Annotated in this window: 22 protein-coding genes; 18 read left to right on the plus strand and 4 right to left on the minus strand. The window is 57.6% G+C overall.

Features of this window, described 5'->3' with window-relative positions; translation table 11 throughout:
• Window position 1: 1 nt before the first annotated feature.
• The 4 genes from hydA to ACFCTO_RS08635 all read left to right on the plus strand — a co-directional run bounded on the left by hydA (window position 2) and on the right by ACFCTO_RS08635 (window position 5,812).
• Window positions 2–1,381 (plus strand): dihydropyrimidinase, encoded by a 1,380-nt coding sequence (hydA, locus tag ACFCTO_RS08620; protein ID WP_481325470.1) that lies wholly within the window; start codon window positions 2–4, stop codon window positions 1,379–1,381.
• Between the two features lie 24 nt (window positions 1,382–1,405).
• The gene (xdh, locus tag ACFCTO_RS08625; RefSeq protein WP_499876736.1) at window positions 1,406–4,099 is read left to right on the plus strand and encodes a selenium-dependent xanthine dehydrogenase; all 2,694 of its coding nucleotides are present in this window, start codon (window positions 1,406–1,408) and stop codon (window positions 4,097–4,099) included.
• Window positions 4,100–4,250: 151 nt separating this feature from the next.
• Window positions 4,251–5,099: a selenium-dependent molybdenum cofactor biosynthesis protein YqeB gene (yqeB, locus tag ACFCTO_RS08630; RefSeq protein ID WP_292299990.1), complete on the plus strand. Its 849-nt coding sequence runs from the start codon at window positions 4,251–4,253 to the stop codon at window positions 5,097–5,099.
• A gap of 2 nt (window positions 5,100–5,101) precedes the next feature.
• Complete coding sequence (locus ACFCTO_RS08635) at window positions 5,102–5,812, plus strand: formate dehydrogenase accessory sulfurtransferase FdhD (protein ID WP_499876747.1); 711 nt, start codon at window positions 5,102–5,104, stop codon at window positions 5,810–5,812.
• Window positions 5,813–6,014: 202 nt separating this feature from the next.
• Here ACFCTO_RS08635 and ACFCTO_RS08640 read toward each other — a convergent pair whose 3' ends face one another.
• From ACFCTO_RS08640 to ACFCTO_RS08655, 4 genes are all read right to left on the minus strand, one after another.
• A complete protein-coding gene (locus tag ACFCTO_RS08640; protein ID WP_292299992.1) occupies window positions 6,015–7,226 on the minus strand; it encodes a molybdopterin molybdotransferase MoeA in 1,212 nt (403 codons plus the stop codon).
• 2 nt (window positions 7,227–7,228) lie between these two features.
• Window positions 7,229–7,789, minus strand: coding sequence for a 4Fe-4S dicluster domain-containing protein (locus ACFCTO_RS08645; protein ID WP_204904834.1), 561 nt, complete (start codon window positions 7,787–7,789; stop codon window positions 7,229–7,231).
• 3 nt (window positions 7,790–7,792) lie between these two features.
• A complete protein-coding gene (fdhF, locus tag ACFCTO_RS08650; RefSeq protein WP_499876737.1) occupies window positions 7,793–9,985 on the minus strand; it encodes a formate dehydrogenase subunit alpha in 2,193 nt (730 codons plus the stop codon).
• A gap of 120 nt (window positions 9,986–10,105) precedes the next feature.
• A complete protein-coding gene (locus tag ACFCTO_RS08655; RefSeq protein ID WP_492000750.1) occupies window positions 10,106–11,134 on the minus strand; it encodes a molybdopterin-guanine dinucleotide biosynthesis protein MobB in 1,029 nt (342 codons plus the stop codon).
• Window positions 11,135–11,307: 173 nt separating this feature from the next.
• Between ACFCTO_RS08655 and ACFCTO_RS08660 the strand changes: the two genes are divergently transcribed.
• The 14 genes from ACFCTO_RS08660 (at window position 11,308) to queC (ending at window position 24,119) form a co-directional block, all read left to right on the plus strand.
• Window positions 11,308–11,685, plus strand: a complete 378-nt coding sequence (locus tag ACFCTO_RS08660) for a winged helix-turn-helix domain-containing protein (protein ID WP_302485385.1) — start codon at window positions 11,308–11,310, stop codon at window positions 11,683–11,685.
• A gap of 6 nt (window positions 11,686–11,691) precedes the next feature.
• Window positions 11,692–12,711 carry a molybdopterin-binding protein gene (locus ACFCTO_RS08665; protein WP_418519618.1) on the plus strand — a complete coding sequence of 340 codons (1,020 nt, stop codon included), beginning with the start codon at window positions 11,692–11,694 and terminating at the stop codon, window positions 12,709–12,711.
• A gap of 9 nt (window positions 12,712–12,720) precedes the next feature.
• The gene (gene moaC, locus ACFCTO_RS08670; protein ID WP_302485383.1) at window positions 12,721–13,218 is read left to right on the plus strand and encodes a cyclic pyranopterin monophosphate synthase MoaC; all 498 of its coding nucleotides are present in this window, start codon (window positions 12,721–12,723) and stop codon (window positions 13,216–13,218) included.
• The gene (moaA, locus tag ACFCTO_RS08675; protein ID WP_492000749.1) at window positions 13,208–14,185 is read left to right on the plus strand and encodes a GTP 3',8-cyclase MoaA; all 978 of its coding nucleotides are present in this window, start codon (window positions 13,208–13,210) and stop codon (window positions 14,183–14,185) included. The genes moaC and moaA overlap by 11 nt, the downstream gene beginning before the upstream one ends.
• A gap of 3 nt (window positions 14,186–14,188) precedes the next feature.
• The gene (locus tag ACFCTO_RS08680) at window positions 14,189–15,124 is read left to right on the plus strand and encodes a molybdopterin-binding protein (RefSeq protein ID WP_499876738.1); all 936 of its coding nucleotides are present in this window, start codon (window positions 14,189–14,191) and stop codon (window positions 15,122–15,124) included.
• A gap of 39 nt (window positions 15,125–15,163) precedes the next feature.
• The gene (gene modA, locus ACFCTO_RS08685; RefSeq protein WP_499876748.1) at window positions 15,164–16,009 is read left to right on the plus strand and encodes a molybdate ABC transporter substrate-binding protein; all 846 of its coding nucleotides are present in this window, start codon (window positions 15,164–15,166) and stop codon (window positions 16,007–16,009) included.
• 12 nt (window positions 16,010–16,021) lie between these two features.
• Window positions 16,022–16,693, plus strand: coding sequence for a molybdate ABC transporter permease subunit (gene modB / locus ACFCTO_RS08690; RefSeq protein WP_020311293.1), 672 nt, complete (start codon window positions 16,022–16,024; stop codon window positions 16,691–16,693).
• The gene (locus tag ACFCTO_RS08695; protein ID WP_303149621.1) at window positions 16,690–17,730 is read left to right on the plus strand and encodes a sulfate/molybdate ABC transporter ATP-binding protein; all 1,041 of its coding nucleotides are present in this window, start codon (window positions 16,690–16,692) and stop codon (window positions 17,728–17,730) included. The genes modB and ACFCTO_RS08695 overlap by 4 nt, the downstream gene beginning before the upstream one ends.
• Window positions 17,731–17,734: 4 nt before the next feature.
• On the plus strand, window positions 17,735–18,790 hold the full coding sequence (locus ACFCTO_RS08700; protein WP_499876739.1) for an XdhC family protein: 1,056 nt from the start codon (window positions 17,735–17,737) through the stop codon (window positions 18,788–18,790).
• Entirely contained in the window at window positions 18,787–19,446 is a 660-nt protein-coding gene (yqeC, locus tag ACFCTO_RS08705; RefSeq protein WP_499876740.1) for a selenium cofactor biosynthesis protein YqeC, read from the plus strand. Before ACFCTO_RS08700 ends, yqeC begins: the two co-directional genes overlap by 4 nt.
• The gene (locus ACFCTO_RS08710; RefSeq protein WP_499876741.1) at window positions 19,443–20,060 is read left to right on the plus strand and encodes a nucleotidyltransferase family protein; all 618 of its coding nucleotides are present in this window, start codon (window positions 19,443–19,445) and stop codon (window positions 20,058–20,060) included. The genes yqeC and ACFCTO_RS08710 overlap by 4 nt, the downstream gene beginning before the upstream one ends.
• Window positions 20,061–20,267: 207 nt before the next feature.
• Entirely contained in the window at window positions 20,268–21,746 is a 1,479-nt protein-coding gene (locus ACFCTO_RS08715) for an amino acid permease (protein WP_481325479.1), read from the plus strand.
• Between the two features lie 543 nt (window positions 21,747–22,289).
• Window positions 22,290–22,616, plus strand: a complete 327-nt coding sequence (locus tag ACFCTO_RS08720; protein WP_499876742.1) for a transposase — start codon at window positions 22,290–22,292, stop codon at window positions 22,614–22,616.
• Window positions 22,617–23,435: 819 nt separating this feature from the next.
• Window positions 23,436–24,119: a 7-cyano-7-deazaguanine synthase QueC gene (queC, locus tag ACFCTO_RS08725; RefSeq protein WP_499876743.1), complete on the plus strand. Its 684-nt coding sequence runs from the start codon at window positions 23,436–23,438 to the stop codon at window positions 24,117–24,119.
• Window positions 24,120–24,130 lie beyond the last annotated feature (11 nt).

The raw sequence follows: 24,130 nt of genomic DNA on the forward strand, positions 1-24,130 counted from the left end.
CATGGATTACGTCATCAAAAACGGGACGGTCTGCCTGGAAGGGGAGCATTTCCGGGCCGACGTTACTGTCCGGGAGGGAAAAATCCAGGCCCTAGGAAAGGCTGTCCACGATGGTCATGAAACGGTCATCGACGCCGACGGCCTCTATGTCTGCCCTGGCGGCATCGATGCCCACACCCATATGGACCTGCAGCAGTCGCCGCAGTACTGCGCGTGCGATGACTTTTACAGCGGTGGCGTGGCAGCGGCCTGCGGCGGCACGACGACCATCCTGGACCATATGGCCTTTGGCCCGGCCGGCTGTTCCCTGCGCTATCCCTTTGAACGGTACCGGAAACTGGCCGTGCCCTGCCCGGTCGACTACAGCTTCCATGGCGTCATCCAGCACGTCGACGACCAGGTCCTGCAGGAATTGGGCCAGCTCATCGACGAAGGTTTTCCCAGTTTCAAAGCCTATACGACGTATGGCTATCCCGTCGGCGAGAAGGAACTGATGCAGCTCCTGCCGGTCATCAAGAAGCATGGCGGCCTGCTTACGGTCCATGCCGAAAGCGACGGCATTACCAAGGCCCTGCGGGACGCCCTGGGACCGCAGGACCTGCAGCCCATCGGCCAGGCGAAGACGCGGCCCAACGTGGCCGAAGCCGCAGCCGTGAACCGTGTCCTGGCGGCAGCCCGGGCTTGTGGCGATGCGCCGGCCTATATCGTCCACACGTCGGCCCATGAGAGCCTGGATCAGCTGCGCCTGGCCCGGCGCCAAGGCCAGCATCATATTTACAGTGAAACGTGTCCGCAATACTTATTGCTGACAGAAGAGAAGTTCCGTCACGGCGGCCCTATGGAAGGCATTAAATACATGTTGGCGCCGCCGCTGCGGAAAGCCGAAGACAACCAGGCCCTGTGGCAGGCCCTGGCTGACGGGACGGTCCAGACCGTAGCGACGGACCACTGCCCCTTTACGATAGCTGAAAAACAGGAGAATGTCAGCGATTTTCGGAACTGTCCCGGCGGCGTATCCGGCGTCGAAGAACGGATGCCCCTGCTGTTCAGTGAAGGTGTCCTGAAAGGCCGGCTGACCCTGGAGCGCTTCGTCCAGGTGACCAGTGCCAATGTGGCCAAAATCTTTGGCCTCTATCCGCGCAAAGGGACGCTGCTGCCCGGCAGCGATGCCGACATCATCCTCATCGACCCGCAGGGCAAACGGACCTTTGCCAGGGAGAACCTGCACACGACCTGCGGCTATTCGCCCTATGAAGGCATGACGGTCCAGGCGACGATCCGCCTGACCATGCTCCGCGGCGAAATCATCGCCAAAGACAACCAATTCTGTGGAAAACGCGGCTATGGAACCTTGTTGTATCGATTCCGCGATAAAAGATAATCTTGATTATAGGAAGGTGGCATTATGAGTGAATTATGTAAACTATGGGTAAACGGCCGTGAAATAGAAGACGATGGAGAACGCAAGCTCATCGACGTCCTGCGCAATGACCTGCGCCTGAAATCCGTCAAGGATGGCTGCAGTGAAGGGGCCTGCGGAACCTGTACGGTCGTCATCGACGGCAAGGCGACCAAGACATGTGTCCAAAAGGTCAGCCGCATGGCCGGTAAACACGTGTTGACCGTCGAAGGGCTGTCCAAGCGGGAAAAAGACGTCTTCGTCTACGCCTTTGGCGAAGCCGGCGCCGTCCAGTGCGGCTTCTGCATCCCCGGCATGGTCATGTGCGGCAAGGCCCTCATCGACGCCAACCCGGCGCCGTCGCGGCTGGAAATCGCCGCGGCCATCCGCAATAATATCTGCCGTTGTACGGGTTATAAGAAAATCATCGACGCCATCGCTATGGCAGCGGATTTGCTGCGCACGGACCAGCCTCTTCCCGTCCGCGGCGGCTACCGCGGCGTCGGCGATCCCTGCCAGCGCGTCAACGTCAAGGCCAAAGTCCTGGGCGTTGGCAGATATACAGATGATTTGGACGCCGTCGACCTGCCCGGCATGTGTTACGGCAGTGCCATCCGCAGCGCTTATCCGCGGGCTGTCGTCAAGGCTATCCATACGGAAAAGGCCAAGGCCCTGCCCGGTGTCGTCTGCGTCCTGACGGCAGACGATATCCCCGGTTCCGTCAAAGTCGGCCATTTGAAGACCGATTGGGATACGCTCATCCCCGTCGGCTCGACGACGCACTTCCTGGGCGACGCCATCGCCCTGGTGGCTGCGGAAACGCCGGAAATCCTGGAACAGGCTAAGAAGCTCGTCGATATCGAATATGAAGAACTGCCGCCCCTGACCTGTGCAGCCGACGCCCTGAAAGAAGGGGCGCCACTGGTACACCCGTCGGCTGGTACGAACGTCCTGGCCCATGAACACCTGGTCCGCGGCGACGCCGATGCCGTCATTGCCGCCTCGAAGTATAAGGTGACGCACCACTTTGAAACGCCATGGACGGAACACGCCTTCCTGGAACCGGAATGTGCCGTCGCCATGCCCTTTGATGACGGCGTCTTCGTTTATTCGTCGGACCAGGGCATTTATGATACGCGCCGGGAAACGGCACTCATGCTGGGCCTGCCGGAAGAAAAAGTCATCGTCGAGAACTGCTTCGTCGGCGGCGGCTTTGGCGGCCGGGAAGACGTGACGGTCCAGCATTTGGCTGCCCTCGTCGCTTATGTATGTAAACGGATATGTAAAGTGAAGTTGACACGCCAGGAAAGCATCCTCATCCATCCCAAGCGCCATCAGTTCAGCATGGACATGACGACGGCCTGCGATGAAACTGGGAAACTGACGGCTATGAAGCTCGTCGCCGTCACCGACAACGGGGCCTATGCCTCCCTGGGCGGACCCGTTCTCCAGCGCGCCTGTACCCATGCGGCAGGGCCTTATAACTACCAGACCATCGACATCGACGGGACAGCCGTTTACACTAACAATCCACCAGCCGGAGCCTTCCGCGGATTTGGCGTCACTCAGACCATTTTTGCCACGGAATTAAACTTAAATAAACTGGCTGAACTGGTCGGCATCGACCCGTGGGAAATCCGATATCGCAATGCCATCCGGCCTGGTGACATCCTGCCCAATGGCCAGATTGCCGACCCGTCGACGGGCTTGGCCGAAACGCTGGATGCCGTCAAAGAGGCGTACTATCACAGCGGGCCTTATGTCGGCATCGCCTGTGCCCTGAAGAACTCCGGCGTCGGCGTCGGCCTGCCCGACTATGGCCGCTGCCGTCTGGTCGTCAAAGACGACAGGGTACACATTTACTCGTCGGCATCCTGCATCGGCCAGGGCGTCGGCACGGTCCTGGTCCAGATGGTATCCCAGGCAGCGGGCCTCCCCATTGAAGATATTAAATGGCACATGCCCAATACGGCGACCTCACCCGATGCCGGTACGACGTCGGGTTCGCGGCAGACGACGTTGACCGGGGAAGCCGCCCGGCGGGCCGCCGTCCAGCTGCGGCGCAACCTCTTTGCCGCCAAGGGCCTGCCTTATGAAGAAACGAGCCATGCCAGCAACTACCTGGAAGGCGTAACGGTAGAAAAAGAATCGCCCGCTACGGCCGCCGTCCGCTTCAACCGCAGCGACTTAGATGTCCTCAACGGTCGGGAATACATCGGCGAATACCTGGGCAAGACCGACAAGATGGGCGCTGACGTCCCCCATCCCGTATCGCATGTCGCCTATGGCTATGCCACTCACGTCTGCATCCTTAACGACGACGGTACTATCCGCAAAATGGTCGCCGCCCACGACGTCGGCCGCGTCGTCAACCGCAAGAGCCTGGAAGGCCAGATCGAAGGCGGCACCGTCATGGGCTGCGGTTATGCTCTGACGGAACAATATCCGTTGGACCACTGTAAACCGACGGCCAAATTCGGGACCCTGGGCCTGTTCCGGGCCGATAAAGCCCCTGACGTCGAAGCGATTCCCATAGAAAAAGAAGGCGTCGACGTAGCCTATGGAGCCATCGGCGTCGGCGAAATCACATCCATCCCGACGGCACCTGCCGTAGCCGGAGCCTACTATAAATGGAACGGCCAGTTCCAGACAACATTGCCCTTAGAAGGGACGCCGTATAGCCGGAAGAAAAAGAAATAAAAGTTTGTAGTACAGAGTTTGTAGTTTGTAGAAGAGGGCCTTAAATTTAAAGCCGTCTGCTAGCCACTAACAACTAAAGAGTGCTTGACGTCTTGCGACAAGCACTCTTATAATAGGGATGTTTGATGTTTCGATGTGGAAAGGTGGTCTTATGAGAGAGAAACTGGTCATTATCCGCGGGGGTGGGGACCTGGCGACGGGCGTGGCCCAGTCTTTGTATGAGGCTGGGTTCCGCCTGCTGCTGCTGGAAGTGGAGAAGCCGTCGGCTATCCGGCGTCAGGTGGCCCTCTGTGAAGCCGTCTACGATGGGACGGCTGCCGTCGAGAACCTGACTTGCTGCCGCTGTCAGTCTTTGGCCGAGGTCCGGAAGGCCTGGGAAGGCGAGGCCATTCCCTTGCTGGTGGACCCGGAAGGGGTGTCGATTGCGGCGCTGAAGCCCTGGGCCGTCGTCGATGCCATCCTGGCCAAGAAGAACTTGGGGACGAATCGGCGTATGGCGCGTCATACCGTGGCCTTGGGACCGGGATTTACGGCCGGTGTCGATGTCGATGCCGTCATTGAAACCAAGCGGGGCCACCAGCTGGGGCGTATCATTTGGCAGGGCACGGCCATTGCCAATACGGGGATTCCCGGATTGATTGCCGGCTACGGCAGGGAGCGCGTCATCCACAGTCAGCAGGCCGGGTTCGTATACGGATTGGTCCACATCGGCGATAAAGTAAAAAAAGGACAGCCCATGGCTGTCCTGACAGAAGAGCCCATCCCTTCTGGAATGGCTGTGACGGAATGTATGGGGACGCCGATTCTGGCGTCGCTGACGGGATTCGTCCGGGGACTGATCCGTGACGGCTATCAGGTGCCGCAAGGCTTCAAGATAGCCGACATCGACCCGCGGGATGATGAACGGGAGAATTGCTTTACGATTTCCGACAAGGCCCGCAGCCTCGGCGGCGCTGTCCTGACGGCCCTGCTCTGGATGGGGAAGGGGGAATTTTCGTGAAGATGAATCAGAATGACTTACATTTTTCGTCGTGCCGGGAGCTGCCCTATATCGACTATTACCAAGGCGCAGCAGCTAAGAAGCAGTCCATTGCCGTCGAAGTGATGACGCCGCTCTATCTCGATGGGCGGTGTATCAGTACCCTCATTTCTTCGCCGGAAGATATCGATGTCCTGGCTGTGGGTTACTGCCTGGCCGAAGAGAAAATACCGGCTGGCCGCAAGCTGGCCGGTGTCTGCCTGCATGATGGGGCGGCCTGGGTCACGACGGAAGCTGGGACGGCACGGGCAGTAGAAAAGCCGCCTTTTGCGCCGATTACGGCAGAGAAGCTCTGTTCCTATGGAGGTCTCTTGGACAGCTTATCGACGGCACATCACGCCTCGCACGGCGTCCACGAAGGGGCCTTGGTCCAAGGCGATGAAGTCCTCGTCTATACGGAAGATATCGGCCGTCACAATGTCCTCGACCGCCTGCGGGGCTTCGTCGAATTACAACACATCGACGTCAGTCAGGCCGTCCTGGTCTTCAGCGGCCGTGTTCCCCAATCGGTCATCGAAAAGGTCCATGGCCTGGGCGTGCGCTTCCTGGCATCGCGGGCCTTGCCGACGAGTCTGGGCGTGTCCCTGGCGGAGCAGTACCAGATTACCCTGGCCTGCGGCTTGCGGCCTGACTCTTTCAAAATATTTGCTCATCCAGAACGGGTTTTATTATAATATAAAAAAAGTGTCACATGAAGGCATTTTGGCTTCGTGTGACAGCTTTTTTATGTAGGGGCTCGCACGTGGCGAGCCCGCTTCGGGATATGTACGATTTCCCGAAGTGGTTGCTAAAAAATCGTCCCAATTTCTAACGGGTCGCCCACGTGGCGACCCCTACAGTGCAAACAAGGGCTTGTCGCCGTGCGACAAGCCCTTGTTATAGGAATATTACTTCAATGGGAGCGCCCTTTGGCAACGGGGGCGTTCCTTTTTTTATATACGCCAGAGCGTTGGTGTGGGCAAGGCCCAGCAGGGCACTGGACGTCAGTGTCGTATTGGGTGTGAATATGGGCTGGCCCTGTTCGTAGGTCAGGCGGCCCTGGACGAAGCGGTCGACAGGATTTTTCTTATGGATTGCGTCGCCTAAATGGCAGGTGACGACGGGAAATTCGCTGTTTCTTTCGCCGTTGAGGCGGCGCAGGATGGGGACGGCCAGCAAGTGAAAGGCGTTGAACGACGCCGAAGGATTGCCGGACAGGCCGAGGATGAGCGTCCGGCGGCCGTCTGTTTCAATGACGCCGCCATAGGAAGCTGAACCGGGCCGCATAGTGATGCGGTCGTAAAGTTGGACGGCGCCGAGGGATTGGTAAATCTGGGGCATCGTGTCATAGAGGCCGACGGAGACGCCGCCCGTGCTGACGATGAGGTCCTTGTCCCGGGCCAGGCGGCGGACGGATGCCATTTCATCGGCCAGCTGGTCCGGCCTGTCCGATACGTGGTAGAAGGTGACTTCTGCGCCGTACTGTTCCAATAAGGGCTGGAAGAGATAGGCGTTGGAGTTGTAAATCTGGCCATGGTGCCGCACTTCTCCGGGCAGGACCAGTTCCCGTCCTGACGTCAGGAAGAGGACCTTCGTTTTGGCGTAAACGGGAAGGCGTTCATTTCCCAGGCCGACGGCGACGGACAGGGCACCGGCTGTGAGCTTCGTCCCGGCCGGGATGATGACGGCGCCGGAACGGCACTCTTCGCCTTTAGGGATGATGTTGCTGCCCGGCGGGATGCTTTCCGTTACTCGTATATGGTTTCCCTGACGTTCGACGTATTCCTGGGGGACGACGGTATCGCAATCATCCGGGACGGCGCAGCCCGTCATGAGGCGTACGGCCTGGCCGGCTGCAACAGGGCCGTCATAGACGATACCGGCGCCGATGGTCGCCACGACTTCATAGGCATTTCCGCCATGGCTATGGATGGCATAGCCGTCGAAGGGCGATTTACGGTACGGCGGATAGTCGCAGGCTGCCGTAATGTCCCGGGCTGTGATGCGGCCCAGGGCCTGGTTTGGTGTGACATATTCTATTTTCGCTTCATAGGAAGACAAGGCGCCGTCGAGACGGCGCCTTGCTTCGGTAATCGTGACGATTTCCATAGTTATGGCTTTCCTTTTTTCAATGCTTTTTCATAAGCGGACTGTGTTTTGGCCGCTTCTTTTTGGGCTTTCAGTTTAGCCCGCTGGGCGGCGACGACGGCCGGGTCGAAGAGGCTCAGGGCTTCCGTTGGGCAGGCCGGGATACAGGCTGGTTCCCCCGTTTCCGTATTGGCACAGAGGTCGCATTTGTAGGCGACGATGCGGAAGGGCCGGCCTTTGGTATCGCCATGGTAGATCTTGGTCATGTTGATGGCCTGGAAAGGACAGGCGCGGGAACATTTCCCGCAGCCCCGGCAGGCCTCTTCATCGATGACGACTGAGTCGGGCCCCAGGGAAATGCAGTGGAACGGACAGGCTTCCATACAGCGCGGCTTCGGGCACTGCTGGCATTGGACGGCCTTGGTGACTTTCGACGTGTAAACGACGTGGACCCGCGGCGTGAAATCGAAGCTCTTGGGCTTGAGGGCGAACAGGGCCTTGCCTGTATGGCTGGCCACACAGGCGGCCATGCAGGTCTTGCAGCCGATGCACAGTTCCGGGTCCGTCTTGACGTGTTTAAACATCGTTTACACCTCCTTTACTTCGATGCCCATGCGGCTGCGGATAGCGGCGTATTGGGCTTTTACATCGTGTTCGGCCTGTTTCTGGTCGTCGATTTTTTCGACGCGGCAGGCACAGTATTTGAATTCCGGCGTATGGCTCTTCGGGTCCAGAGCGGCCGACGTCAATTCGTTGCAGGCGCCGATCCACCACTGATAGGTCATATACGTCGCCCCTTTGGATACGCGGTCTGTTTCCTGGCAGCGGGTAATCGTGTGCCCCCGTTTGGAAACGACGCGGACCAGGTCGCCATTGGCAATGCCTAGTTCCCGGCAGTCTTCGGGATTCATCTGGATATAGCCCGGTTCATCGGCCAGGTCGGCCAGGAGGCGGCAGTTGCCGGTCATAGTACGGACGGAGTAGTGGCCGACTTCGCGGACTGTAGACAGGGACAGGGGATATTCGGGACTTTCCAGTTCTTTGGCCGGCGTCCAGGGATAGTAGTAGAAATGGCCTTTGCCGTCGGCCGTAGCGAAATGGGCACCTTTGTGGAGATATTGTGTCCCCGTATCATCCGGGCTGTCTTCCGTGCAGGGCCATTGGACGCCGTGGTTCTCGACCATCTTTTCATAGCTGGCACCAGCGAATTTCGGGCACAGGGAACGCATTTCATCCCAAATCTGCTCGGTATTGTCGTAATGCATGGGATAGCCCATGGCCGTTGCCATGAGGCAGAGGATTTCCCAGTCCGTCTTGCAGCCCGGCTGGGGTTCGATGAGCTTGCGGACGCGCTGGAAGCGGCGGTCGCAGGAGGTATATACGGCATTGTGTTCGCCCCAGGCCGTAGCCGGGAAGATGACATCGGCATATTCGCAGGTCTTGTTGAAGAAGATGTCCTGGACGATGACCAGGTCGATAGCCGACAGGGTGCGGCGGATTTCCGGCAGGTCCGGATCGGACTGGGCCGGGTCTTCGCCGATGATGTAATAGGCGTGGATCCGCTTCTTCGGGTCCGGTTCGCGCAGGACTTTGTCCGGTACATAGGTCAGGGGCAGACCGACGTGGGATGGCAGGGAAACGCCCCAGGCCTTTTCAAATTTATGGCGGATTTCATCGTCCGTGACGTCCTGATAGCCAGGATACTGGTTGGGCAGGACGCCCATGTCACAGGTCCCCTGGACGTTGTTCTGGCCGCGGACCGGGCCGACGCCGGTGGCGTAATGGCCGTAGTTGCCGGTCATGAGACTCAGGTTGGAGCAGGCGATGACGCATTCGACGCCCTGTGAGAACTGGGTGATGCCCATGCCCCAGAGGGTCATGGTATGTTTTGATGAAGCGAACAGGCGAGCTGCCCGGCGGATATCGTCGGGATCGAGGTGGGTCGCTGCGGCGACGGCTTCGGGCGCGTATTTATCCTGGGCCACTTCTTTGGCATAGTTGGCAAAGCCTGTCGTATGCTTTTCGATGAAATCGTGGTCGACCAGGTCCTCTGTGACCATGACGTGGGCCATGGCATTGAGGAAGAGCATGTTCGTGCCGCCCTTGATAGGCAGGTAAATGGTGGCGATGCGGCCCGTTTCTGTCAGGCGCGGATCGACACAGATGATCTTGCAGCCCTTCTTCTTGGCCCGGACGATATGGCGGGCGACGAGGGGATGCGAGACCGGCGCGTTATAACCGATATCGAAGATGACTTCTGCGTCTTCGAGTTCGGGAACGCTGAAAGACATGGCACCTTCACCGACGGACTCACCGAGTCCGGTAACCGATGGAGCGTGTCAAATGCGGGCGCAGTGGTCGACGTTGTTCGTGCCGACGACGGCGCGCATGAATTTTTGCGTAATGTAAGCGGCCTCATTGCCGGGACCGCGGGCCGAACCGGCGCCCATGACGGCATCCGGGCCGTATTCCTTGATGATGGCTTTGAGGCGGGCCGCTGCGTATTCGATGGCTTCCTGCCACGATACTTCGACGAGGGGCGTGCCCTTGCCGTTTTTGCGGATCATCGGCTGGCGGATACGCTTGGTCAGGATCTGAGGGTCATTCAGATAGTCCCAGCCGTACAGCCCTTTCAGACAGAGCCGGCCTTCATTGTTGACACCGCGCGGCGAGCCCTTGGCTTCGATGACCTGGTTTTTTTCCGTGTCGACCGTGCAGGTGATGACGCAGCCTGTGCCACAGTAGGGACAGACCGTGTCGATTTTCTTATAGGCACACATAGTAACACCTCACTTTTACATAAACTGGAGATTTTTAGTATACCACGGACGGGGTACGCTTTACTAGTCTCAGTGTAGGACTTATTTTAGCAGGGTGCAAGACAGAAAAGAACAAACTGCTTATATCACCGACGAGCGGTAGCCAGTGAGGAATAAGATATTGTTGACCAGCTGGTTGTCATCGGCCTGGGTCACGTCGATTTGTGGAAAGGGACCGTGACTGCGGCTTTCGACGAGGACCAGGTCGGCCAGCTGCTGCTGGGACAGGGCCAGAATATAATCTTCTTTCCGCGTTCCCATGGGATAATCTGCCGGACCGCAGAGACAGACGGAAACGGCACCGGCTTTGCGGGCCCGGTCCGTATCGGAGCCGGTCTTGCGGCGGGCGACGGTGTGATGGCTGCTCTTGATATAGGCGACCTGATAGCCGCGGTGCGTCAGTTCCGTAATGGCTGACGCAGCGGCTGTCGTCTTGCCATCGCCTGATTTCGGTGCCGTCAGGGTGACGACGGGTACCTGGCGGCGGCTGTTGGTGTCGCGGCCTTTGGCAGCCTCATAGGCTTCAGGCGTATTGATATTGAAATATAAGGCCGAACGGAAGGTTTCATCGACATAGGCTGCCGGCACGTCTTGATACAGATGGCGCAGGCGGTAATTGCCCTTTTGCAGATGGTCCGTAATGGCTGGAAGGAGCTGACGGCTGTATAAGGAGGCCAGGGGCTGGTCCTGGCCGTTTTTCGTCCTGGGTATGATGGCCTGCAGGTTGGGCTGGCGCCGGAGTAATTTGACCAAATCCGGGACGGGGGCAAAATCATAGAAGGGAAGGTCGACAGATAAGACCAGATAGAAGTCGCACTGGCCGCTGTACAGGGCGGCCTCCATCCCGCCTAAGGGGCCGCAGTCAGGATAATTGTCTATGACCAGGCGGACTGTGCGGGCTAATTTGGCGGGTAAATGGGACGATTCATAAGGACGGTTGATGGAAAGCAAGCGCTCTGTAAAGGGATAAGCCTGGCTGCGCAGGAGCAGATCTGTCAGTAAATCCGTGTCGTGCCAGGGAAGGGCTGTTTTATCGCGGCCCATGCGGGTACTGCGGCCGCCGGCCAGGATAATGAGTCCCAACGATAAAGAACGAAGTGTTTTTGTCATCTTATCACATCCTTTTGTATATTATGAGGGTATTATATCACAACTTGTAGAGGTGATGATGATTTCAATGTGGGATACAAAAAAAGTATGGCCAGCTAACAGATTTTCATGTATAATGAGCTTAGTAGGTTCGTTATTTGTAAGCGCGAATAACGCTTGAAGGAGGTGGATCCATGGCAGAAGGGAAGTTACATTGCAAAGTGACACTGTGCCTCATGGGCGATAAACGGGCTTTCGGGCCCGGTGTGGCCGAACTGCTGGAAGGTGTCCGCCGCCACGGTTCCCTGCAGGGCGCAGCCCGGGATATGGCCATGTCGTACTCCAAAGCCTGGACGGTCATGCGCAACGCTGAAGAAATCTGGGGATTTCCCCTCATCCGCCGCTATGTCGGCGGCAAAGACGGTGGCCGGTCGGTCCTGACCAAGCAGGCCGACATCATCCTGGCCCGTTACGAAGAGATAAACGAAGCCCTGCACGACGTAGCAGACCGCCAGTTCCGGCAATGGTTCAATGATGAGGAACTGCAGAAATTACAAAAAATGGAAGGATAGATGAGTATGAAAATGATGAAAACTGAAGACGCTGTCGGCCATGTCCTCTGCCATGATATTACGCAGATCATCCGCGGCGTCACCAAAGGCCCGGTCTTCCGCAAGGGCCATGTCATTACCCAAGAAGATATTCCGGTCCTTTTGTCGGTCGGCAAGGACCACGTCTATATTTGGGAAAAAGATGACACCCTGTTCCATGAAGATGAAGCCGCTGCCATCCTGCGCGACATCTGCATGGGAGCCCATATGCACGGCAGTGCGCCGAAAGAAGGGAAAATCGAACTCATCGCCGACTGCGACGGCGTCCTGACTATCCGCCGGGATGGCTTGAAAGCCGTCAATTCCCTGGGCGAAATGATGATCGCCACCCGCCATGGCGGCTTCCCGGTCCGCAAGGGCGATAAACTGGCCGGTACGCGCATCATTCCCTTGGTCATCAAGAAGGATAAGATGGCAGCTGCCCAGGAAGCAGCCGGTCCGGCACCGCTCCTCGACGTTCATCCCTTCGGCCAGAAGAAAGCCGGCGTCGTCACGACAGGGAATGAAGTCTTCCATGGCCGTATCGAAGATACATTTACGCCGGTCATCGAAAGCAAGCTGGCTGAATACGGCGCCGTCATGGCCATGCATACGACCCTGGCCGATGACCCGGCTGCCATTACGGCGGCTATCCAGGATATGCTGGATAAGGGCATGGATATGGTTTTCTGTACGGGTGGCATGAGTGTCGACCCCGATGACCAGACGCCGCTGGCCATCAAGAATACGGGAGCCCGCATCGTATCGTATGGTGCTCCGGTCCTGCCAGGGGCCATGTTCCTTCTGGCTTATAGCGGGGACAATCGCCCCATCGTCGGTCTGCCGGGCTGTGTCATGTATGCCAAGCGGACGATCTTTGACCTCGTCCTGCCGTCGCTCATGGCCGATGTCCCCGTGACGGCCGATGACCTGGCCGGTCTCGGCGAAGGCGGCTTATGCCTGGGCTGTCCTGTCTGTACCTTCCCGAACTGTGGCTTTGGAAAGTAGGTGATCCTGGTGAACCCGTTTACACACATTGATAACAACGGTGACGCCGTCATGGTCGACGTCAGCGGCAAAGCCGTGACGGCCCGGACAGCTGTGGCCTGCGGCCGTATTTCCATGAGCCGCGAGTGCTATGAAGCCGTCAGGGCCGGTGCCGTGAAAAAAGGCGATGTCCTCGGCGTGGCCCGCATTGCCGGCATCATGGGAGCCAAGCGGACGAGCGACCTCATCCCGCTCTGCCATATCCTCAATTTGACCAAATGCGGCGTCGAATTCATCTTCCACGACGATACTTGTGAACTCGAAGGCCGCTGTACTGTCAAGTGCGACAGCAAGACCGGCGTCGAAATGGAAGCCCTGACGGGCGTATCCGTGGCTTTGCTGACGGTCTACGATATGTGCAAGGCCGTCGATAAGCGCATGTGTCTCAAGGATATCCACCTCGTCGAAAAAATCGGCGGCAAGAGCGGCCATTTCCAATATGACGGAGGGGAGCACCATGAAGGATAAATGGGGACGGACCATCGACTACCTGCGCCTGTCCTTGACGGACCGCTGCAACCTGCGCTGCCGCTACTGTATGCCTGAAGCCCTGACCAGCGTCGGCCACGAAGCCGTCCTGCGTTATGAAGAAATGCAGCTCATCTGCCGGGCTGCTCTGGCCCTGGGCATCGACCGCTTCAAGATTACCGGCGGCGAGCCGTTGGTGCGCAAAGGGGCCGTGGCCTTCATGGAATCCCTCAAAGCCATGAAAGGCGTCCGTTCTGTGACCTTGACGACGAACGGCCTGCTGTTGTCTGACGCCCTGCCGGACTTGGTCCGTATGGGCATCAACGGTATCAACATCAGCCTGGACAGCCTCGATGCCGGGCAGTATGCCGGGCTGACCGGAGGCGGCCAGCTGTCCGTCGTCCTGGAAGCCTTGGAACGGGCCGCGGCTGCTCGGGTAAACGTCAAAGTAAACGCCGTATTACTGGAAGAAACGCAGGACCAGATCCTGCCGCTGGCCCGCTTGGCCGGACGGTTTCCCGTCGATGTGCGCTTCATCGAACTCATGCCCATCGGCTACGGGACGACGCTGAAAGGCCTTACGGAAGAAGCGGCCCTGGCCGTCCTGCGCCGGGCCTATCCGGATTTGGCTGCCACAGAAGAACGGCGGGGAAACGGACCGGCTTCGTATTACCGGAGCGGCCGGCTGCAAGGCCGTATTGGCTTCATCGCTGCCAATACCCATGGCTTCTGCTCGGCCTGTAACCGCCTGCGCCTGACGAGTACGGGCTTTTTGAAGCCCTGTCTCTGCTATGACGACGGCGTCGATTTGCGGGCCATCGTCCGCAGCGGCCAAGGGGAAGAAACTATCTGTCAGGAGCTGCAGCGCGCCATGGCCAGGGCGGTTTATGATAAGCCGGCCAAGCATTGCTTCGCCGAACAGAACCATATCAGTGAACATAAGACGATGAATCAGATTGGAGGATAAAAAATGGGGAAAGTACATGCTGTTTGCATCAGCACTATCCGGGGGATTGCCAAGCAGGCCGTGCCGGAAGGTAAATTCGTAGTAAACTGGGGCATCGAAGGCGACGCTCATGCCGAACACTGGCACCGACAGGTCAGCCTGCTGGGCCTGGAAAGCATCGAGGCGTTCCGCCGCCGCGGTGGCCAGGTGGAATTCGGCGCTTTCGGCGAAAATCTCGTCGTCGACAGCTTCAATTTCTCGGCCCTGCCTGTAGGGACGCTGCTGCGCTGTAGCGATGTCCTGCTGGAAATGACCCAGATCGGCAAGGAATGTCACAACCATTGTGCCGTCTATGAAGCCGTCGGCGATTGCATCATGCCCAGGGAAGGCGTATTTGCCCGCGTCCTCGAAGGCGGCGTCATCCGCCCGGGCGATGTCATGACCGAAGTCCCGCGGCAAGGGAAACGGCCATATCAGGCTGCGGTCATCACTTTGTCGGATAAGGGCAGTAAAGGCCTGCGCAAAGATACCAGCGGACCCGTCATTGCCCAGCGGCTGGAACAGGCTGGTTTTGAAGTCATGGAACAGCTGCTTCTGCCCGATGGCAAGGGTCCCTTGGAACAACAGCTCTGCCGGCTGGCCGACCAGCGCCAGGCTGACCTCATCTTGACGACAGGCGGTACCGGGTTTGGCCCTCGCGACGTCACGCCCGAAGCGACCCTGGTCGTTGCCGACCGTCAGGCGCCGGGCATTGCCGAAGCCATCCGGGCCGCTTCCATGCAGATTACGCCGCGGGCCATGCTGTCCCGGGCGGTCAGCGTCATCCGCAAGAAAACACTGATCATCAACCTGCCCGGCAGCCCCAAGGCCTGCCAGGAATGTATGGACGTCTTCCTGGATACGATACCCCATGGTTTAGATTTGCTGCGCGGCGAAACTCAGGATTGTGGCCGCAAGTAAATGCATATAAACTGATTTACAAAAAGGAGATGTACGGTGATGACGTGGAAAAAAGTAGTCGCATCGGTCTTGGCGGCGACGCTGGCTTTTGCCCTGGCCGGCTGCGGGTCGGACAAGAAAGAGGACAAAGCCGCCGGGGACGGCGATAAAGTCCACCTGACCGTCTTTGCTGCGGCCAGCATGACGGAAACGATGAACCAGATTGCCGCCCAGTATCAGAAAGAACATCCGGACGTGGAAATTTCCTTTAACTTCGATTCGTCGGGCACGCTGAAGACGCAGATCCAGAACGGTGCCGACTGTGACCTCTTCATTTCGGCAGCCCAGAAGCAGATGAACCAGCTCGACGCCTCAAAAGACGCCAAAGCCAATCCGGATAAGCTGGACTTCGTCAAGAGCGGCAGCCGCATAGACCTGTTGGAAAACAAGGTTGTCCTGGTCACGCCGGAAGGAAACCCCAAGGGCGTCCAGAATTTCAATGACATGGCGGCGAAACTGAAGGACGGCTCCATCCGCCTGGTCATGGGCAACAGCGACGTTCCTGTCGGCCAGTATACACAGAAAATCCTGAAATTCTACAACCTCGATGAACAGGCCATCGCCCAGGCCGGCCACATTACCTATGGCTCGAACGTCAAAGAAGTGACGACCCAGGTCCGCGAGGGCAGTGCCGACTGCGGCGTCATCTATGCGACTGATGCCTTCAGTGCAAAAATGAATCCCGTCGACGAAGCGACGAAAGATATGTGCGGCCAGGTCATTTATCCGGCGGCTGTCATGAAGAACAGCAGGCACCCGCAGGAAGCGCAGGCTTTCCTCGATTACCTCAAGGGACAAGAAGCCATGAAGATTTTCCAGGGCGTCGGCTTCAGCCCTGTCGGCTAAGGACGGCTGGCTATGGACTGGTATCCGCTCTGGAACAGCCTGCGCATTGCCGCTATTTCCTGCGTCCTCGTCTTCTTTAGCGGCATTGCCCTGGCATATTACGTCGCCCGCCTGCCGCGGGTCCTCAAAGGGCTCCTCGATGTCGTCCTGACCCTGCCCCTGGTCCTGCCGCCGACGGTCTGCGGCTGGCTGCTGCTCCTGGTCTTTGGCTTGAAGCATCCTGTCGGCATCTTTCTCAACGACGTGGGCATCCGCTTCGTCATGACCTGGTATGGTGGCGTCCTGGCGTCGGCTGTCGTCGCCTTCCCGCTCATGTACCGCACGGCCCGCGGGGCCTTTGAGAGTTTCGACGAAACCCTGGCCTGGAGTGGCAAGACCCTGGGCCTGTCGGATACGTTCATCTTCTGGCATATCCGCATGCCTTACTGCAAGCAGGGCATCATCGCCGGGACGGTCCTGGCCTTTGCCCGTGCCCTGGGCGAATACGGGGCGACGAGTATGCTCATCGGTTATATCCCCAAGAATACGGCGACCATTTCGACGACGGTCTACCAGCTGTGGCGGACCAATGACGAATACAGCGCCTTCATCTGGGTCCTGGTCAACATCGCCATCAGCGCCGTCGTCCTGCTGACAGTCAATCTCTTTGAAAAGCGCAGCCGCGAAAGGAGGCGCCTGGCATGATCGATATCGATGTCCATAAGGACTGGGGCTCTTTTACGCTGGATGTGAAGCTCCATCATGAGGGCGGCATCCTCGGCCTGCTCGGCGCTTCGGGCTGCGGCAAGAGCAAGACCCTGCAGTGCATTGCCGGTATTGAAAAGCCTGATGCCGGCAAAGTCGTCGTCGGGGCGCGGACCTTGTTCGACAGCGGGCGCCATATCAATATCCCCGTCCCGCAGCGGCGCGTAGGCTATCTGTTCCAGCACTATGCCCTGTTCCCCAACATGACCGTCGAAGACAACATCCGCTGCGGCGTCCGCTCGGCTTCGTCCAAGGCCGACGCCCGCCGGCAGGTCCGTTCCATGATGGAACGCCTGAATTTGACAGGCCTGGAGAAACAGAAACCGGCTGAATTGTCCGGCGGTCAGCAGCAGCGCGTGGCCCTGGCCCGCATCCTGGTCAATGAGCCGGACATCCTGCTCCTGGACGAACCTTTCAGCGCCCTCGACAGTTATTTAAAAGAAAAGGTCATGACAGAACTCAAGGACTTGCTGCGTCAATTCCCGAAAGACGTCGTCCTGGTGACACACAGCCGCGACGAAGCCTATCAACTCTGTCAGTCCATCGCCGTCCTTGACGACGGCCGCGTGTCGGCCTGTGCGCCGACAAAGGAACTCTTTGCCGATCCCCAGTCCCGGGCGGCAGCGGTCCTGACGGGCTGCAAGAATATCGTAGCGGCCCGCAAGGCAGGACCGACAGCCGTCTTCATCCCGTCGTGGCAGATTACGCTGCAGACAGGACGGCCTGTCGGCGACGACCTCTGTGCCATCGGCATCCGCGGCCACGCCTTTTGCGGTGGCGACGGCGAAAATGCCAGGCCCATCGTCGTGACCGAGGAAATCGAGCAGCCCTTTGAATGGATTGTCAAGTTCCGCTATGCCCATCAGGAAGGCGGGACGCCGGATATCTGGTGGCGTTTCGCCAAGCCCGACCGGCCGGCTGTCCTGCCGGATTGCCTCACTGTCGATGGGCAGGCTATTTTACTCTTATATAGGTGATATCATGGAAGCTTTCTATACCCGATTATATGAAACTTTGCAGGCTGGCCAGCCGGCTGTCCTCTTGACCGTCGTCGCCAGCCAGGGCTCGACGCCCCGCGGCATCGGCAGCCATCAGGCCGTCTTTGCCGATGGGACGACGGCCGGTACTGTCGGTGGCGGTTATCAGGAATATCTGGCCATCCAGGCCGGCCGGCAATGCCTGGAGAGCCGCCAGTCGGCTTTTCGCCGGCTCATCCTCCATCCTAATGACGAAGAAGATATCAACGCTGCCTGTGGCGGGGAATTGACCGTCTTCTGCCAATACCTCGACCCGGCCCTGCCGGGCCTGCTGGATGTACTGGCGGCTATCATCCAGGCCCTGCGCCAGAAGACGGCGTCGTGGCTGGCCCTGGATGTCAGTGATGAAGCCCATTGGGGCATGGCCCTGGTCCGGGAAGGCCAGGTACAGGGATGCGGCCAGATGGCGGCTTTGCAGGCCGTCGATGCGGCCTGGTGCCGTCAGAATGTAGCCGGCCTGTCGTCTGCGGGCCAGCGGCGCTGGTACAGCGAACCCCTGACTTATCCGGGACGGGTCTTCGTCTTTGGCGGCGGCCACGTGTCTCAGGCCCTGGTCCCGGTCCTGGCCAGTATCGGTTTTTCCTGCATCGTCGTCGATGACCGGGCGGAATTTGCCGATCCGGCTCTGTTCCCCCAGGCCGATGCCGTCTATAAAGCTGATTATGAAGCCCTTCCGGCGGACCTCGGCGTAACGCAGGATGACTATGTCTGCATTATGACCCGCGGCCACGTCGGCGACTACGATGTCCAGCGCCAGATGCTGGTCATCAAACCGTATTACCTCGGCGTCATCGGCAGCCGCCGCAAATTGGCCTTTGTCAAAGAGAAACTTCTGGCCGACGGTTTTTCAGCTGCCGAAATCGATGCCTGCCACGCGCCCATCGGCCTGGCCATTTCGGCCGTGACGCCGGCGGAAATCGCCATCAGCATTGCCGCCGAACTCATTGCCGTCCGGGCCAAGCGGGAAGGGCGGGAAAAGAGCCGCTACCGTAAACCATGACGGCCGAGGTATACACCTATATCGGTGCCGGCGGCAAGACGACCAGTATCTTTGCCCGGGCCCGGCAGGAACGGGCTGCCGGGCGCCGCGTGGCCGTCGTGACGACGACCCATATGAAGCACCCCAGCCGATGGTTCGTACCGGCCGCTTTGCCGGCAGGCTGGCAGGGCCAATGGCGGCGCGACGGCATCATCGTCGTCGGCCAGGAAGGGCTGAACGGGAAAATCACCTGGCCCGGCGAGGATGTTTACCTGCGTTTATGTGCGGCTGCCGACGTCGTCCTCGTCGAAGGCGATGGCTCACGGCGCCTGCCCTTGAAGGTCATGGGCCCCCATGAACCGGTCATCCCGGCCAACAGCCGTGATGTATACTGCCTGGCCGGCCTGTCGGCCGTGGGACGGATCGTGAAGGACGTCTGTTTCCGCTGGGAGTTATTGCATCTCGATCCGGAAGCCGTCGTGACCGAACGCCTCCTGGACTATATCGTAGAAGCCGGCTGCCTGGCCCGTATCGGGTCCTGGAAAGACAGGACGACCGTCGTCCTCAACCAAGCCGACGATGAACGGCGGCAGCAGGCGGGGAAGCGGATTTTGAGCGGCCTGTCCCGGCCAGGAATAGTGACGACGTATCCAGTGGAAATGAGGGAAGCGAAATGAAAATACAGTTAGTCTTGATGGCGTCCGGCTTCGGCCGCCGTTTTGGCAGCCATAAATTGGAAGTGCTCGTTCATGGACGCCCTTTATATACGTATGGAATGAAAAGCCTGTGCCAGGCGGCACGGGCTTTTTTGCCACCTTCCGGTATCGACTGCCAGGTGACGGTCGTGACGGCTCATGATGCCATTGCCTCAGCCTGCCAGGCTCAGGGCATTGACATCATATGGAACGGTCAGGCGGGAGAAGGTATGGCTGCATCTTTGCGCTGCGCCGTCCAGACTCATAGTGAAGCCGACGCCTGGGCTTTTTTCCCGGCAGACCAGCCCTTGCTGACGGCAGAAACGATTGCCGACTTCCTGCGGCAGTTCCTGGCCTCTGGCGCAGCTATAGGCTGTATGCATAATGGCGAGCGGCGCTGCAGCCCTGCCGTTTTCCGCCGCCCTTATGGACCGGGACTCCTGACCCTGCGCGGCGATACGGGAGGCCGGCAGTTTCTGAAGAGTCCTCAGACCTGGGTCTATTATCCCAAAAGAAAAGGTGAATTGTTTGACATAGATTACCAGGACGATTTAAAGTTTTTAAATAAAACACTGGATAAATGGATTATGATTTAAGCGTATTAATATTATAGTTTACCTCAACTTTTTGATTGAATATATTTTTGTTATTTTTAATTTTAAATATAAAAATATAATTAATTCAGGATAAAACCTTTACAAATTAAAATGTACGAGTATAATAAAAGGCAGTTGAACGATTGACTATCCGGTCAATCCATAGGGGAGTCAACGATACTTTACAATCATAAGGGGAGAGGTTCTATGACGAAACACATCTTTAGAACCAAAAGTATCAGTGAATTTATTTCGGAAACGAAACAAGACGGCGGCATGAACCGCGTCCTCGGTACTTTTGGCCTGACCATGCTCGGTATCGGCGCTATCGTCGGTACAGGTATCTTTGTTCTGACCGGCGTTGCCGCTGCCAATTATTCCGGTCCTGCACTTATCATTTCTTTCATCATCGCAGCTTTGGCTTGCGGCTGTGCTGCCCTGTGTTATGCTGAATTCGCCGCCATGGTTCCCGTTGCCGGCAGTGCCTATACTTACGGCTACGTCGCCCTCGGTGAATTTTGGGCCTGGGTCATCGGCTGGGACTTGATACTAGAGTACGCCTTTGCCGTATCGGCCGTCGCTATTGGCTGGTCCGGGTACTTCAATAATATCCTCACCAACTTGGGCCTCGTCCTGCCGAAAGCCTTGACACTGGCTCCATATGACGGCGGCATCGTCAATCTGCCGGCCGTCCTCATCCTCTGCGTCATCGCCTTCATCAACATCCACGGCGTCCGTCAGAGTGCAACTGTCAACAACATCATCGTCGGCATCAAATTGGCCGTCGTCGCCTTGTTCCTGGCTTTAGGCTTTAGCCACGTCGATGCTGCCAACTGGGTTCCCTTCATGCCCTATGGCTGGTCGGGTGTCTTCGCCGGCGCGTCCATCATCTTCTTCGCTTATATCGGCTTCGATGCCGTTTCCACAGCAGCTGAAGAAGTCAAGAATCCGCAGAAAGATCTGCCCCGCGGTATTATCTTATCGCTCATCATCTGTACGGTCCTGTACATCGCCGTATCGGCCGTCCTCACCGGCATGGTTCCGTACCTCGAATTCAAGACGACAGCAGCTCCGGTTGCCTTTGCCCTCCAGGCCGTCGGCTATCACTGGGGTGCTGCGGCTATCTCCGTCGGCGCTATCTGCGGCCTGACTTCGGTCCTCCTGGTCATGAGCTTTGGCCAGAGCCGTGTACTCTTCGTCATGTCCCGCGATGGCCTGCTGCCGAAATTCTTCGGCCACGTCCATCCAAAATATAAGACTCCGGCCCGCAGCTCCATGCTGGTCTGCGTGGTTACGGCTATTACGGCAGGCTTCCTGCCCATCAACATCGTCGCTGAAATGACCAATATCGGTACACTCTGTGCCTTCATCATTGTTTCGGCTGCTGTCATCGTCCTTCGCAAGAAGAACCCGAACCAGGAACGCGCCTTCAAATGCCCGCTCGTTCCCCTGGTTCCGCTCCTGGCTATCGCTTTCTGCGGTGTCCTCATCTACATGCTGCCCCTGGTTACACAGCTCCGCTTCGTCGCATGGCTTCTGTTAGGCCTGGCCATCTATTTCGGCTATGGCTACAACCACAGCATCATCTCCCAGGCACGCCGTGGACAACTCGGTGCCGCTCCCATTCCGGGTGCTGCTGCACCGGCTGAACAAGGCGTCCACGAAGGCCATCCGGCTAACCATTAATTCGCTTTCCAATCCAATACCAATACAGAAAAAGGCTATCACTCTGTGACAGCCTTTTTCTATGTTAAAAATGCCCCGACTGGGGCTACGTAGGGGACGCCCCAAGGGCGTCCCGCCGCGAACAGTCAGCCAATATATGTAACTGGTCCATGAGGCATGGTTTTGCGAACTGCGACCGGCGGCCGGCGTTTTCTTGGATTCAGATGCGGCTTCGCCGCGACAGACTCAAACTGACAACGACGCTTCGGGAAGCCCTCAGCGCGTAGCGGTACGCCTTAGCAGGACGTCCCCTACGAAATCGCATACAGGCGATGTGGATTTTCTCATCATTTTCTCATTATTTTTCATGATGAGATGTCCGTTTTTCATCATTATTTCATATTCTTGTTTTATGATAAAACTAAAAAAGGATGTGATGTAATGCAGCCGAAGCGCAAACCTTTACGATTACCCACTTACGATTACATAAACAATGGCTTGTATTTTGTCACCATTTGTACCAAAGGCAAAGCCCATATATTGGGGCATTTGGAAAACCAAACAATGAATTTCACCTTGGCAGGTCATATCGTCGACCACACACTATGCGACATGAAGAATCAATATGATGACGTTTCCATCATTCAATATGTCATCATGCCGAATCATGTACACCTCATCGTCGCCATCCAGGAAAATAAAAATCACAGTGATATGAGTTTGTCGCAATTCATCAACTTATTGAAAGGTCGCATGTCCAGGAAATATGGTTCCTCTTTATGGCAGCGTGGATTTTATGAACACGTAGTCCGCAACGAAGCCGATTTGTTCCGCATAATGGAATACATTGAAAATAATCCCTTAAAATGGGAATTGGACGAAGAACGATGAAAGGGCGGCCGCCGTTCGCTCAGACGCAGATGCGGCTTCGCCGCAACAAACTCAAACCGACAACGACGCTTCGGGAAGCCCTCAGCGCGTAGCGGTACGCCTTGACAGGACGTCCCCCACGGAATTGTAACCAGGCGATGAAAAATTACGCGGCTATATGCCGCGGTCGTAGGGGCCGTCCCAACGGGCGTCCCGCTGTGAGATTTGGATTCAAACCCCATTCTGGTATAATGGCAGGCTTTTGCGAACGACGGCCTTTCCTCAGACGCAGATGCGGCTTCGCCGCGACAGACTCAAACTGACAACGACGCTTCGGGAAGCCCTCAGCGTGTAGCGGTACGCCTTGACAGGACGTCCCCTACGGAATCGCAACCAGGCGATGAAAAATTACGCGGCTATATGCCGCGGTCGTAGGGGACGCCCAAAGGGCGTCCCGCTGTGAGATTGGGGTTGAACTCCCATTCTGGTATAATGGCAGGCTTTTGCGAACGACGGCCTTTCCTCGGACGCAGATGCGGCTTCGCCGCAACAAACTCAAACCGACAACGACGCTTCGGGAAGCCCTCAGCGCGTAGCGGGACGCCTTGACAGGACGTCCCCTACGGAATCGCAACCAGGCGATGAAAAATTACGCGGCCATATGCCGCGGTCGTAGGGGCCGTCCTGGAAGGCGGCCCGCTGTGAGATTTGGACATACCCTTATTCTGGTATAATGGCAGGTTTTTACGAACTACGAACTACGAGCCACGAACCACGAGCCACTGATTCTGTGTTATACTATAGTGTATATGGTTTATCATGAATAAAGGGGGGCTCCTCATGAAGTGTGTTGTTTTGCTCAGTGGCGGCGTCGATTCTACGACGTGTCTGGCCATGGCTTTGACGAAATATAAAAAGGAAGACGTCTTGGCGTTGACGGCTTATTATGGTCAGAAACATGCCAAGGAATTGGAAGCGGCCCGCAAGGTGGCGGCTTACTACGGGGTGCAGCAGCAGGAGGTCAATTTGTTTCAGGCTTTTTCTTTGAGTGATTGTTCGCTCCTGCAGGGCAGCCATAAGGCGATTGCCCATGAATCGTATGCGGATCAGCTGGCCAAGAAGGGCGGCGAAGGGACGGTTGATACGTATGTGCCTTTCCGCAACGGTCTGTTCTTGTCGTTTGCCGCAGCCGTCGCCGTCAGCGTCGGCGCGGAAGTCATTTATTACGGTGCCCATGCCGATGATGCCGCTGGCCGGGCGTATCCGGACTGCACGCCGGAATTTGAAACGGCCATGAACACGGCCATTTATGAAGGTTCTGGCCGGACCTGCCACTTGGAAGCGCCTTTGTTATCGTGGAACAAAGCGGGCGTCGTCAAGGAAGGCCTGCGCCTGGGCGCGCCTTATGAATTGACCTGGAGCTGCTATGAAGGCGGCGACAAGCCCTGTGGTGTCTGCGGGACCTGCCGCGACCGGGCGGCTGCCTTTGCTGCCAATGGGGTCAAGGACCCGGCATTGTCATAAAACAGGAAGTC

This window comes from Megasphaera indica, assembly GCF_046614755.1.
In the GTDB taxonomy this organism is placed as follows: Bacteria; Bacillota; Negativicutes; order Veillonellales; family Megasphaeraceae; genus Megasphaera; species Megasphaera intestinihominis.